Raw genomic sequence first — 13,384 nt, 5'->3', positions numbered from 1 at the left:
ATGCTGACCAGGCAGATCAATAACAGTACAGAAAGCTTGCTATAGATCAGTTCTTTGTATATGATGATTGTTTTGATCTTCACCAGCCCGATATTGAAGATGCCCCAGAATGGTGCACCCAAATAAACAAATACACTTATTTCAAGCGCGATTGCAAAGTAGATCAGGCACTGCAGAAAACCGTGGAGTTTTTGGATTTCCCTAGTCTCTTCCATATAAACAATATTTAAATGGTGATCTTTTTGGCCTTAAGGATATCGGAATAGCGGATATCAAAGGTAATGGAGCGGCCTGAGATTTGCTTTTCGGACAATTCTATCTTAAGCCGTTTATGGTCTGGAAAAGTCATCCTACGCAGGACAAAAATGTTCCTGTACCTTTTTTCAAAGGTCTGGATATTTAGCTGGCATGATACTGGAACAATTTCCAGTGACTGTACCGTTGTCGCCTTATGCTGTTTTTGGTCTTCAATACGGAACCTTAATCCATCTATCTCGTAAGGGATGTGGGTTGTATTATCAAAACCGATATCCAGGAGAATATATTCTCCAAGTGTACTAATGCCATTTAACATCGCATGGATTCCATTTTTCCTTTTCCTTATATCTGTCTTTAATGGTCCGTGTTCCAATATCGCCCTTGAAATACTATCAAGTTCAGTACTTGATACGGTTGCAACCTTCGTTTCAATGATTCTCATCCCACCGATGCCTATATCAATCAGAGAACTAAATGCAGTTTCCGGCCTGTCATCGTAGATTACAGCATACTGTTTGATCCTTTTTTCTCCAAGGATGGTGAGTACGCCGATAAATGCATCTTTGATTTTGGCCGAATCAGGAATTTTAACCCTCAGCAGGTTTTTATCCGGCAGATCACCAACCAACCCTTTGGGAATATCCACATATGTAATCCTTTCCGGAGCAAGAAAATGCAGCGTAAGGGAACGCTTGATAAAAATCTTTGGGATTTCCGAAGTTGATCCAACTGTATTAGCCGAAACTTGCGCAAAAAGGTTCCCGGCCATATTCAGAACTAAAATGGCTGTTAAAATTATATTTTTCATATCGTTTTTATTTTTGGCCCTGAAGATCCTGGGGATCAACAAGAAACACCTGATTGTTATATTTTAATTTTGCCCTGTTTTTCCTGACCATATTGGCAATGGCAGCAGAGGATGACTGGAACAACCGGTCAACAGTACTCATCACAAATTCATTCTGGCGCTGTGCACTTCCCATCGTATTGAATCCCTGGACAGGGTTTGAACCAAAGCCCTTAGAAAACTCCCTAAAGGCAGACGCAGGGACATATAATCCAGGGAGGCCGTCCATGTCATAGACTAAAAGTTTTATGGGTAGAATTTTACCCGCACAAAGAACCGAGCTGATCTCTAACTGGACCCGCTGTTCGGAAAACCCACTGATCCTGGCATACAAGTCTGTTCCTTTGGTTAATTTCAACTTTCCGGCATAGATGTCTTCAAGCAACCGAAGCCTTATCCTCGACCCTGCATATCCGGTAATGTCTTCATCTATTATTGCGGTGATCATCTCTCGGCTTTCATCCGCCAAAAGGGTATTGAATTCGGATTTAACGGCAGCATTCCTGGAAACCGGAAAAATCTTCTCTTCTCTGATGAGCGCTTCATCCTTTCTCATCTTTTCCTTTTGGATGTTGATATAAGAAGGGTCATTGACCTTTTGCACACTATCCAGATAGGCCATCTGTTTTTTAAACAGGTCCATAGGATCAGTTTCTTTGGTTGTACTTGCAGATGGTGGCCTCTCCCTGTTTCTTGCCTCAGCCAAGCTTGCCAGTACCTTTGCCATTTCATGCTCTTCCGGCCTTATACTGCTATCGTTTTCAGTTCTTCTCGGAGGAGAAGGAATAAAAGCTTTTCTATTCTGCTGCATGGGCAGGTAAGCCTGACTTTTGATKGATTCTTCTATAGAATCCAACCTCTTTTTCTCCAGATCAGAATATGAACTTGCCATGGTTGCCTGTGGCAGCTTATAGTCGCCGACGGTTTTGATTGCGGAATAACCATCAGATTCCTTGTAACTGTTTTTATAAGCTTCCAGCTTATCGGAAAGTCCGCGTTCACGTACCTGGTCTGATGTTTCAGCAAGGTTACCATTCATATCTTTTTCGGCACTAACGGTCCGGTTCTTTGACAGGCTCTCGCTGTAAACGAAAAAGAAAAGACACAGAAAGGGAATGGCAATGATTGGAACAACATACCGTGGGTTTTTAAAATCTATTTTCATAACAATATGGTTAACGGAGCTTTCTGAGCTCCTCTAGTTTAGCTTCCAGAAAAACCGAATCAGGTTTGCCAAGCGTTCCCCTACTCAATACTGAGTGTCTTGGGTATGCCTTTAATAGCCGCACCAACCGTCTGCGCAACAGAACCAGATATGGCCGGAATTCATGATAGAGCTCGACAGAAACTGTTCTGTTAGGGGCTCTGTTAGATCGGATTTTTCTGAACATTTTCGATATCTTTATTTTCAAGGGTTTTCCAGGAAAGAATCAGTACACCGTATAAGTTATTATCGCTTTTTGGGATATCCCTTAAATAACCTTCAGTAACCATCGAACGGGTAACAATAGAACTTCTGCGCTCGATACGCTGCTTTCCATAGTAGCGGAAGTATTTCTTTTTGACATCAATGTAGATCGAATCAGTTTGAAGGGTCAGCACCGAACTGCTGGAAAGTATAGAACTGAAATATCCTTTTTCCTTTAGGTTCAGGTATTGCTGCATCCCAGATTCATCGATCAGGTACATCGCTTTTTTCATCTGATAGTCGATGTACCTGTCGTCCGGGGTAAGAGAAAAGAAAAGCGAATGGAAAAGTTCGACATGTCCGCGGTAAACTGCAGGCCGGATCAGCTGCTCATCAGTCTGTCGGGCCAATACCGGAACATTGTTTTCAAAAATGTAAATACTACGCCTGGCAATCTCGATTTGCTTATAGGTAAAAAAACCAGTAGAAATACAGATCAGAAAGGCACAGACCAGACTGCCAACAGAAACAATGGTAGCCAAACGTATCTTGGACTCAATATTTTTAATGATCATGATTGTTGGATTATGGTTTAAAAGAATTTACTGGTAGCCTTTTTGGCCATACCGATAACGGTCTGCGATCCACGTCCAAAATTGGAAGCTGCAGAACTGATACCTGATGTGGATATAATCCAGGTGGAAATACTCGGCACAGTAAACATACAGATGGCACCAATCAGAAAGCTCACGATTACCGTTCCAAAGGAAAGGATACCGTTGCCTGCAAACCAGGCCATTTTCTCCAGATTGGCAGCCGTTCCGTTTTCACCAATAAGTTCCTTATACCTACTGATCTCAGTGGTCATGGCATATTTCTGCAGCAGCGCCACCAGGTACATAATCAGATAGGCAATCCCCAGATAAAGATTGACCGATACAAAGCGTGCGATCCATGTGCTTAAGGAATCGCGGAAAGCCGGCAGTATACTAACAGCAACGGCAAACGGCCCCAAAATGATCAATATTGTTGAATAAATAATCTGGATCATAAATATCACATAGGTTGAGAGTCTCAATATCCAGATGCCCAACAGTTCAAGCAATTGGGTAAGTAGCAGCTGCATACCGATCTTCAGACGGTTTTTCAGTTCTATCACAGGACTGACTACAGTCGACATTCCTTCTTTTACCGTGCTGGTCACAGAATCCCATGCCCTGCCCATCCAGGTATCAGACTCCTTCTCCGCCATTTCGGTCTCAGCCTGAAAACTATATAGGGAATTGGCGACCTTCTGCATATAATCGGCCCGGATCAGCCTGAGCGTATTGACCTCGGCCTGCTCACTATTGAACATCGTTTCGGTCCGGGCTGCCACAAGGTCGGTTGGAAAAGCGACCATCCTCACAAATCCGTTCCACCAAAGTATGATCATGACCAGACCAAAAGGCCTCAGCAGTGGCATAATTTCCAGTTTTTTGTCACCTGCTATCATTTCATAGGATTTGATCGCAAAAAAAATGATCATAAATATCGCCGCCAAAGCCTTGGCATCCACAATGAACATATCAAAATGTGTCCATATCGAATCCTTTAACCCTTTTAGGATCACCATTACCCCTTCTTCATATATTCCGTCGCCCTGTAGAAACTCAAAGGACCTGCGGTAATCGGTGGCCTGCCCAAAGGCAAGCCTACCTGTGAGCATGGCCATGCCCAACAATAACATCTTTTTCATTTACCTTTTGGTTTAATACTTTCTTTTATTAAGGATTTCTTTCGCTGTCCGCACATCTGATTCCGGTGTCCAGCCATCTATCTTTACTTCCTGACTGGTCAGCTCCTGCCTTACCTTTATCCTTGCAGGTTCACGGGCTGCCGCAATTACCTTATCGGTCCATATTGCTGATATTTTGCGGTATTCAGCAAGCAGCCTGTGATAGGATAAAATCCTCGCTCCCCTATCCAGTGTTGTTGTCCGGGCCGCTTCTAGTCTTTCTGAAAGGATAGCCATTTCGCGGGTGTACCAGTCCAGACTGCCATGGGCAATAATTTGCGCCCTTGCAACTTGTGGAACAGATGCCAGTACTTCACCGGGATCAAAATCTGTTATCCCTTTAAGCTGCCGGGAATAATATAGTATCCATAAGGGATCTGTAGCAGAAAGCATTCCAGATATTCCCGCAATCTGTAAAAGAGAAGTCTGCGCTAGGGTATCGGACTGGAGTTCATAATTCTTATCCGTTTGCTGCATACCCGTTACCGATGCGAGACGCAGGCTCTGAACCCCTCCTAGGGCCAATGGCCGCAGATCAGTTTTGGGATAGTTGGGATGAAGCCCCCAGGTAAGCCAGTAATATGGATTAAGCCCCAGAAATCCGGAAGTGGGGGTAAACTTTTTTCTGTCCCATTGTTTGAATACCATGCGTTCCTGCTGGTTGACAATACTTTCATCCCGGATCTGTTTCTGTGCCTTAGCTGTTATAACCGTACACAGCAGTAAGATCGTAAATAAATTTTTCATAAGCTTTAAATTATTTTTTTAAATACCCGGTTTTGGTAAGGATTTCAGATACGATCTGTAAATCACGGTTGATAAATCCCTGAAATGGGTTGAGCATGCTGATCACTCCCCTCACCTTTGCCCAATACATTGCTTTCCATGCGCCATAAGCGAGTCCCCTTATGATTTGCAGATCTACCCTGATCCCTGCAATCAATTCATCCCTACTATTATAGTCCATCAGGATATCCTGTCCCTCTTTGAGCACAAAGCCAGAAATCTCGGTCATCATCTTTGCGCTCCGTTTTGTAATGTCCCTGATGATCTCCTCACTGAAAAGCAAGAGGTATGGTTCATTAACACCGAGCTTGCCCATTTCCCTGCCATAACCGATAATCTCTTCGCATATCGCATACATATCACGCAATGCCAGTCCATTCTTCAGCGCTGAATTTACATTGGACAGCGAGGAATAAATCATGCTTTGGGCCATAACAATGCTTGACGTATTTATATTGATATTGTCTAAGGACTTATTGATCTTGCCCAGCAGTTCGTTGTGGCTGATCTCAGCCGCATTTCGAACAAGGGCATTTTCATTTACAATGGTCAGGTGCCTGGCATCAAAAACTACCCGTTGTGCCAAGAGCAAAAACGGACACATGCAAAAAACCATCACATAAAATATCACTTTCATTTTTTCAGGTATTTGGCTTTTTCAAGAATATCTTTCACAATGGCCCGGTCAATATCTATATACTGCGAAAATGGATTGGCCCTTTTGATCATAGCAGAAAGGTTTCCGTATTCAAGGTTCCGAACCAGCGCGGCTGCCAGGTTCCTCAAAACGGACAGCTCGGTGAGCACATGGTCAAACAATATCCTCCTGTCCGAAGCTTTCATCTGGTTCACCGCGCCAATACTGGCGGTAAGCCCAGCCAGATAATAGACCAGGTCACGGGATTTCTCCAGCAGGTCAATCTCACTCTGGAGTACCAACGGCAACAGATACGGATTTTTCCCCGTCAGTTCGTATAACCGATATTGGTCCCGCATGATCTGGCTGACCATCGGCACTGCCTGAGTTCCGATATCCAGCGCATCGATTGCGGTACCGACAATACCGAAACGTGACTGCAATTCCCGGAAACTGTTTTTAAACTTTGCCAGCAAGGTTCTATTCGCCTGTTCGTTAACCGTATTGACTGCCTGCCTGTCCCTCGCCTCTGACTGCCGCTCATGCTCACTTTTGGAATCCGAAACAAGCTGATGGATTGCAGGAATGTTGAGCGCTTTTTGCTGGGCCCGCGCTGTGTGCAAACACAGCACAAAAGCCAAAAGTAGAAACAGCACCCTCATTTCTTTAAGTATTTTGCGCCCGATAAAATATCGTTTGCGATGCGCACATCCATATTGACCCAGCCAGACCAGGGATTGAGCGAGTCGAAAATCCCCCGCATCTTTGCCCAGTACATCGCCCGGTGCATCCCATAAGAAGTCCCCCGAAGGATACGCATTTCAGCTGCAATATGATTCAGCAATTTCGAGCGTTCCCCGGCATCCATCAGGTTATCCCTACCGCCCTTGAGGACAAAAGTGCCGACCTCAGAACCTAGCCTGACCGCCCTTGTTTTGAATTCACGGGCGTTCTGCTCGGCAAACAACAGCAGCACCGGATTGGCCTTTCCAAGTTCAACAGCCTTTTCCACATCCTTGACAATATCAAGCCCGATATCGGCAATCTCCTTAACGGACATCAGGTTGTTGAGTATTGCCGATACTTCTGTAAGTCCCCGGTATATCCTGTCCTGCATATCGTTCACGACAACAAGCTGTCCGGTTACCAATAGCTGCCCCCTTGAGATCAAGCTTAGATTATCATTGGTACGGTCCAACTGCCTGTTGATAATTCCTGAATGACCAGCAATGGCTGCCGAAGTAACCGGATCCACATAAAGAGTCTGTGCATTTATGCTACTGCATAAAAAAGCACAAAAAATAATTAGAAATACTTTCATGATTTTAAGTTTGTTAAGTTTTTTTTAATGATCCGGACGCACGCGAATTGACCTGTTTAACGAAATCACCAAGGGAAAGTCCGGAACTTTTAAGATCAGCAATAAAGGCATCAAGTGCCCCGGGATAAGAACCAACCATTGCCAGATAACTTTGCACAGCCAGCTTTTCAGGTTTTTCCGTGGTATAGGTCAGGTACTGCTGAAGCGAAACCTCTACACCATAGACCTCTCCAACGTCTCCCCTTCTGATATACACTTCCTTAAAAGGGCTCCTGTCTTCGCGGTTATCCAGTTGATTGGTGCTGAAAATCTTGTTCCTTTCAGTCTTTGAAATAGACAGCATCGCCGCTATTTCATTGTAATTGTCCCGGAATTTGGCCTGATCGAGTAGGATTACAGTATCCGAACTGCTTATAATGGTATCTTTTACCACTGCATTGCCTACCACATCCGCGAGATCCTGGGTCACCAGTATCAATTCTCCCCAGAATTTTCTGACCGTTTTATCGACATATACCAAGAAACCTACCATTAGGGGTGATGAAATCGCTTTCCATGCTTCCTCGATGATCAGTGATTTCCGCTGAAAATTCCTATAGCGCATYTTCTGGATGAAGATGTCCATTATATTCAGCGTGACAATTGCAAAAAGCAAGGCATGCTCCTTGATACTGTCAATTTCAAATATGACCAACCGTTCATTCAACAGGGATTTATCGGCATCTTCATTAAGTATGGCACCGAATTCTCCACCCGTGCAGAATTTCCGCATGATAAAACGGAAGCCTTCAAAATCAAAAGGAACAGCATTCTCCTTCATGATCAGCGGGATTTTTTCAATCGCATAAGCATAGAAAGAATCAAACTTGAGTTTTTTGATCCCCGAAGATTCTCCCATCGAAAACCATTTTGCATAATAAGAAGTAATCACTTCAGAAATCACATCCCTTTCCAGCTGGCTGGCATCCCCCTCAGGCCCCTTTAAACAAACTAGGATCAGTACCAAGATAAATTCCTTCTTTTCGATGTTGTATTCTTCCTCACTGATGGCAAAAGGATTCATCGTAATTGGACTATCATCGCTATAGGTGATATACCTGCCACCGACATAATGGCACAGCCCTGAATAGGAATGACCTGTATCAATGACCACGGTATCCATATTATATAACAGATACTGTTCCATCAGGGAATTCATGAAAAAGGACTTACCAGTGCCAGATGGACCAAGAACGAATTTATTCCGGTTCGTGATCCTTCCAGAAGACATCGGCAGATCCGCAAGATCAATAGCGATTGGGATTCCACACCTATCAGTAAAACGGACGAGAAATCCTGATTGCTCATCTTTTGGGAGGCTTTCTTTTAGTAAAAGACATATAGCGGCTTCGGCAGTGGTCAGAAACCAGTCATACTTCCTGAGTTCAGCAGCATTGCCGGGTAGTGCCGTCCTGAATAATTCCAGCTGGTTGTAGGCATTCCTGCTAGGGATAATCCCGGTCCGGAACAGCGCGCTTTCAATATAGTTATAAGCCGTGTTGAGCAATGACTTTTCTGCACATACAATAATATTAAAATGTGCGTTTATCAGTAACCTGCCGTCCCTCGCCACTTCATCCAGTAATAAAGAAATATCCTCCACACACAGATTGTTTGCAGGATCGGGTATTCCACTATGCCGTTTCCGTTTAAGTTCCATCTGCCTGACCGTCATGGTCTGCGAAGGAATTTCGATAATCTGGTTATACAGAATGGAGGAACAGTCCGGTACTTTAAAAAGAAACGAAAGCATATCAGTAGGAAATCCCTTAAGACTTTCTTTGTCCGATAGCCTTACCGATGTTGGAAGCATGGCAGGAAGATCCACCTGATCGATATTGATCAACGGTATGGAACGGAAAGAGCGGGTTCCGACATTTACCTCGGTATCAGTGGGGTGATAATTGTCCAATGAAACGCTTTCCTCACCAAACTGCATGGACATAATCCTCATGATAAATAGGTTGATCTCTCTTTCCCTCAGTGCCCTTGGCTCCATTCCGTAATTGCCCAGCAGCCCAATAACCTTGACAACAGTTGTCTTAAACTCAGCAAGCGATTTCTTATCGTGCACAAAAAATGCCCCTTTTTTTACCTGCCTGGTAATGGTCAGTACCGTCTGGAGTTTTACATACGGTCTGCCCTCAAAATGTTTATTATAACTGTCCTGTAGATATTCATCTGCGACCTTATACTGGTATTCAGCCTTATAGATGATATCCTGCTTCTGAATGATATGACCTTCGCCAATAACCCTGGACAGATTAGCGAAAAGTTCATGAAAATTATCATAAGCTCCATGATCACCTCCAAACCTGAGCACGGGATTGGTAATATCGATCAGTACAGAAAATTCACCGTTCAGCCCATATAAAATATCCAGTTCTGCATCTATATCAATGCCCAGATAGGGTATCCTAAATTCTTTTTGTCTTACCATAAAGATTGATTTTTGAGAGACGGTTGGTCTGAAGATAGATCCCAAAAGAACGGGTCTTGTTGTGCAATCCCCTTTTTTGACACATCCCGATGTAAAAAAAGCCACCGATGATCAGCGAGATCATAATCACCGCTCCTACATACATATTGATGAGCGCCATGGTCAGCGCACCTGTAACCAACGAAAGCAACAGGATACCTACGCCCCAATAAATAAAACGGCCTTTAAAACCTTTATAGGTCAATGGTCGCTGTAGGCCTCTGTAAACTGGAAAAAACCCCTCCATAGCTATAGTCCAAAGAAAGCTTTAACGATAAGGGACGAGAGTACTAGAAAGAGACAGGAACCTCCCCAGCCCATCAGTTCCTTGTTGATATCCTGATCTCCGCTGTTCCATTTGGAATACACCCGGATACCACCAACGATGCCGACCAGTCCACCGATCACCAATGCAATATTGGTAGCCGGATCTACATAGGTCTTAAGCGTACTGGTAGCAGTATTCAGGCCGTTTACCCCGCTTTGTGCCATAATGTATCCATTAATTGTACACAGGTAAAAAAAAATGATAAACCTTAAATTTTTGATATTTTTCATTCGATTGGGATTTAAATAAATTGGTAAGAAATAAAAAAAACCACCTTCAGCGGTTAGAAATAGCGGCTCAGAGTCCGAAGACATGCACCAGCACGATATGGATGACGATGATAAATAGGGCAGAAAAAAACCAAGCTGGAATATCGGCACTTACATCTTTGCCCATCTGCATTTTATGGTACACATGGATTGCGCCAATAATGGAAATAAGTGCAGCCAATACAAGAGACAGGTCTCTCATAGAGAAAAATGATTCCCTGATAAAGCTTCGAGCCTGCTGCATCTCCGAAATTCCAGGCTGGGCGTCAGCGGCAGTCCAGGTCAGCGAACAGATGACCATGAACATCAAACATCTTACTTTCATCGCTAGAACGAAACCGAGGAAGTGTACTCTATAGTTTCTGATCGGGCCAGGGCAAACAGTTCTTTGATGGAAACCCCTCCAGAAAATACGATCGGGGGCTCCTCCAGTTCCCCATCATCGAGAAAGTAATCAATCTCTTCATCTTCGATTTCTTTGAGCGAAACCTTTTCAGGCTCGGGAAGATCAATAACTACTGTGGTCTCATTTTCGTTTGCCGTATAGACCTGCTTTCTGATCCTTGAAAGATCGAAAGCGATAAGCCCTGAATAATAAAATGCGTAGATGCATAGCATCCAGGATAGGAATTGTATCCAGCTCATAGTTCAAAATTTTCTAATGATGTCTTAATAAACTTCTTAATTTCGGGATGCTGCTCAAAAAGCTGGTGCAGGGCAAAAGCAATTACCCGGTTCATATCCAGGCCCGAAGCCAGCTTTAGCCTATTGAGCAGCTGTACTGTTCTGTTGTTCAGTCTGGGATGGAGCATATGGGTGTTACCGGAACAATCAAAGTCTCTTATCAAAGTGATGATGTCCGGCTCCTTATCACCTCCCTTATTTGATATGCCAACACTTTTTCCATGCGTAACGGGGTCCTTGTTGGTGGGGACAATTTCTGGCGGCCTGATGCTCTTTCTGATTTCATCGGCCAGGGTTTTGATCTCTACTTTCATAAATTGCTATTAGGGTACAGGTGCAGTGGTTTCGATATGATCAGCATAGATCTGATCAAATACAGGGATAATCACCGGAAAAAGGGATAAAGGCGTTTGAGCGGTATCGGTCCGCTGGAAATCCTTTTTTAACACGACCGAAAAAAGAACGGTTGAATCGAAACTAAACTCGTCATAAGAAAACGGGCAGAGTACCAGATCTGCTGAAATGAATACAGGAATAAGCCCGTCATCATCCAGTTTTCCCGGCAGATCTATGATCACAATGTGTTCACTGCTCTGGCTGAGAACAGTATACATGGAAGGAAAATGTTCCAGTCCTGCAGCAATAATCTCATAATGTTCAGGGGTTTCAGCCAATTTGGCCTTTTCATATTTCTGGGCAAGCGACTGCTGATAGTCCATATCGATAACGGTCACCTTCCGTTTTTTGACCAGCGTTAAAAAGTTGGCCAATAAAAGGGTGAGCGTACTTTTCCCCGCCCCTCCCTTTTGGTTTCCAATAATAATAAGCATAATAAAAAAGGTTTAAAATTTAACGGGTATTTGTACGGGCTTTACCCTTGCGCTGACGGTTGCGACCTAGGATAGCCTCATCATCAATATCCTCCTGAAGCTCAAGCGCCCTAACTGGATTTTGGTAGAAACCGGATCCATCAAGTTCAGAAAGAATATAATTGACCTCAACGGCGGGATCTGCATATGATATTCTGTAAGCTTGAGCACGATTATCATTTTGACGGTCAAAATTTAAATAGGCAAAAACATCACGTAGCGGCATAACCTCTGAGCCTTTCATCACGGCTTTACCAGAATGGTCGATGATGGTATAACCATAGGGCATTTTATTATCCTTGCTGTGGAAAACTAGTTCCGCACCAGTTTTTTTCTTGACCATCTTGGAAAACTGTTGCAATTCTGATTCCAGATCGGCTTTTGAAAATACCAGATTCTCATTAGATAACCGATCAGTTAAGATTTTAATAAAAACACCTCGCAGCTGCCTGCACCGGTTTTTATCCTTGCCCTGTTCCCCAAACTTAGATTCAAGATCTATTGTCCTTAAGGTTGAAACCGACTTTCCACAATGGGATACTTCCATATTTCCCTTTTCAAAACGAACATCAAAACCTGATCTTTCCAACAGGGTACGCACCTGTGCGAGAGTGCTAAAATTGTAGCGAAGCAACTTATCAAGCTTAGTCGTATCAGCTTTTTCACGTTGCATTACTGTAGAAAGCGCCCTAACTGACCGGAGCTTTTCAAAGGCGGAAGATATCTTTTCCCCATTCTTATTGACCCTTGTCGATACAATATGCACATGGTTATTTCCAGTATCCTTGTGAAAGATCACCAGATATGGATTTTCAGCATAACCCATTTCCATCAACCACTTTTCAGCAGTACTCAAAAGTTCTTCTTTTGAAACTGCTCTGCCCTTCGCAGAAATCACCGCATGGAATTGTGGCTTAATTACCCTTTTGTTCACAGCTGATACCGCCTTCAGGTAATTGATATAATCCTGTGGGCCAATTTTAGCCAACCCCATCAGGCCCCCGAAATTCCGTACCTTCAGAAGCTCCCCTTTTCCGGACTGCATCTTCTCATGGTTATATCTTACTCCGGCAAAAGTTGCTGAAGAACTGAGTATCTTAACAATCATATAACTGCGTGACTTTGCAACCAGCTCCGTAAAAAATAAGATTACAGTGAAACAAGATCATTGGTATTATTGTGATACAGTTTCATTAAAAACCCTGTAGCGGCATATCTTGCTATTGAGCTACAATCGAAACAAGGATTCCAAGTAGCTGATGAACTGGTTATCCAGTTCATTGTAAACTTACAAACAGCATAACATTGTAACCAGTTTTCAGGTTATACAGCTACTGCATAACAGAATGTCCGTTTAGCCACCCAGTAACTTTAACACCTTTTTTATTTCCATGTTGAGATTTTTTAAAAGCAGCGAATGTTTATCAAGTTCCTTACAATACCGTGTGAAAATTACCGGAGACAATACACCCTGCTTATTCAGTATATTCGCATATCTCGCCAGCTGATTAATATTATTTCCGGTTCTGGAAAGCTCAAGCCCTATCTGGTCAATGCTGTTCAGGACTGAACGTCCATCAAAAACCAACTGCAGGTTAATATCGAGCATTCTTTTTCTAACAATATCACTTCTTTTCAGTCCAAGAAGCTTTTCCAGAGAGATAATGGTGTTAAATTCCTCC

Annotated in this window: 17 protein-coding genes and 1 pseudogene; all 18 read right to left on the bottom strand. The window is 43.3% G+C overall.

Annotation, left to right across the window (positions count from 1 at the left end; all coding sequences use genetic code 11):
- A pseudogene (locus tag AC1DPQ_RS09465) lies at window positions 1–215 on the bottom strand (type IV secretory system conjugative DNA transfer family protein); the annotation flags it as partial.
- Window positions 216–226: 11 nt separating this feature from the next.
- Window positions 227–1,066 (bottom strand): conjugative transposon protein TraN, encoded by an 840-nt coding sequence (traN, locus tag AC1DPQ_RS09460; RefSeq protein ID WP_477578612.1) that lies wholly within the window; start codon window positions 1,064–1,066, stop codon window positions 227–229.
- A 7-nt stretch (window positions 1,067–1,073) separates the two neighbouring features.
- A complete protein-coding gene (gene traM, locus AC1DPQ_RS09455; RefSeq protein WP_477578614.1) occupies window positions 1,074–2,270 on the bottom strand; it encodes a conjugative transposon protein TraM in 1,197 nt (398 codons plus the stop codon).
- Window positions 2,271–2,473: 203 nt separating this feature from the next.
- A complete protein-coding gene (traK, locus tag AC1DPQ_RS09450; RefSeq protein ID WP_477578618.1) occupies window positions 2,474–3,088 on the bottom strand; it encodes a conjugative transposon protein TraK in 615 nt (204 codons plus the stop codon).
- A 17-nt stretch (window positions 3,089–3,105) separates the two neighbouring features.
- Complete coding sequence (locus tag AC1DPQ_RS09445) at window positions 3,106–4,251, bottom strand: TraJ family protein (RefSeq protein WP_477578620.1); 1,146 nt, start codon at window positions 4,249–4,251, stop codon at window positions 3,106–3,108.
- A 12-nt stretch (window positions 4,252–4,263) separates the two neighbouring features.
- Window positions 4,264–5,037, bottom strand: a complete 774-nt coding sequence (locus AC1DPQ_RS09440; protein WP_477578622.1) for a hypothetical protein — start codon at window positions 5,035–5,037, stop codon at window positions 4,264–4,266.
- 10 nt (window positions 5,038–5,047) lie between these two features.
- On the bottom strand, window positions 5,048–5,713 hold the full coding sequence (locus AC1DPQ_RS09435; protein ID WP_477578624.1) for a hypothetical protein: 666 nt from the start codon (window positions 5,711–5,713) through the stop codon (window positions 5,048–5,050).
- Window positions 5,710–6,375 (bottom strand): hypothetical protein, encoded by a 666-nt coding sequence (locus AC1DPQ_RS09430; RefSeq protein ID WP_477578626.1) that lies wholly within the window; start codon window positions 6,373–6,375, stop codon window positions 5,710–5,712. The genes AC1DPQ_RS09435 and AC1DPQ_RS09430 overlap by 4 nt, the downstream gene beginning before the upstream one ends.
- The gene (locus AC1DPQ_RS09425) at window positions 6,372–7,034 is read right to left on the bottom strand and encodes a hypothetical protein (RefSeq protein WP_477578628.1); all 663 of its coding nucleotides are present in this window, start codon (window positions 7,032–7,034) and stop codon (window positions 6,372–6,374) included. Before AC1DPQ_RS09425 ends, AC1DPQ_RS09430 begins: the two co-directional genes overlap by 4 nt.
- Before the next feature lie 13 nt (window positions 7,035–7,047).
- A complete protein-coding gene (locus AC1DPQ_RS09420; protein ID WP_477608970.1) occupies window positions 7,048–9,513 on the bottom strand; it encodes a TraG family conjugative transposon ATPase in 2,466 nt (821 codons plus the stop codon).
- Window positions 9,491–9,757 carry a plasmid transfer protein gene (locus AC1DPQ_RS09415; protein ID WP_477608968.1) on the bottom strand — a complete coding sequence of 89 codons (267 nt, stop codon included), beginning with the start codon at window positions 9,755–9,757 and terminating at the stop codon, window positions 9,491–9,493. The genes AC1DPQ_RS09420 and AC1DPQ_RS09415 overlap by 23 nt, the downstream gene beginning before the upstream one ends.
- Before the next feature lie 44 nt (window positions 9,758–9,801).
- Window positions 9,802–10,110, bottom strand: coding sequence for a DUF4134 domain-containing protein (locus AC1DPQ_RS09410; RefSeq protein WP_477583604.1), 309 nt, complete (start codon window positions 10,108–10,110; stop codon window positions 9,802–9,804).
- A gap of 67 nt (window positions 10,111–10,177) precedes the next feature.
- Window positions 10,178–10,456 carry a DUF4134 family protein gene (locus tag AC1DPQ_RS09405; RefSeq protein ID WP_477608966.1) on the bottom strand — a complete coding sequence of 93 codons (279 nt, stop codon included), beginning with the start codon at window positions 10,454–10,456 and terminating at the stop codon, window positions 10,178–10,180.
- A 20-nt stretch (window positions 10,457–10,476) separates the two neighbouring features.
- Window positions 10,477–10,794, bottom strand: a complete 318-nt coding sequence (locus tag AC1DPQ_RS09400) for a hypothetical protein (protein ID WP_477583601.1) — start codon at window positions 10,792–10,794, stop codon at window positions 10,477–10,479.
- Window positions 10,791–11,147 carry a hypothetical protein gene (locus AC1DPQ_RS09395; protein ID WP_477583599.1) on the bottom strand — a complete coding sequence of 119 codons (357 nt, stop codon included), beginning with the start codon at window positions 11,145–11,147 and terminating at the stop codon, window positions 10,791–10,793. Before AC1DPQ_RS09395 ends, AC1DPQ_RS09400 begins: the two co-directional genes overlap by 4 nt.
- Window positions 11,148–11,156: 9 nt before the next feature.
- Window positions 11,157–11,663 (bottom strand): ParA family protein, encoded by a 507-nt coding sequence (locus tag AC1DPQ_RS09390; RefSeq protein WP_477608964.1) that lies wholly within the window; start codon window positions 11,661–11,663, stop codon window positions 11,157–11,159.
- A gap of 19 nt (window positions 11,664–11,682) precedes the next feature.
- Window positions 11,683–12,810: a relaxase/mobilization nuclease domain-containing protein gene (locus tag AC1DPQ_RS09385; protein WP_477583595.1), complete on the bottom strand. Its 1,128-nt coding sequence runs from the start codon at window positions 12,808–12,810 to the stop codon at window positions 11,683–11,685.
- 246 nt (window positions 12,811–13,056) lie between these two features.
- On the bottom strand, window positions 13,057–13,384 hold a 328-nt coding region (gene mobC, locus AC1DPQ_RS09380; RefSeq protein ID WP_477608962.1), incomplete at its 5' end, for a plasmid mobilization relaxosome protein MobC.

It is taken from the genome of Pedobacter sp. 01T416_2 (assembly GCF_056398925.1).
This window is presented reverse-complemented; position numbering and strand designations above follow the sequence as displayed.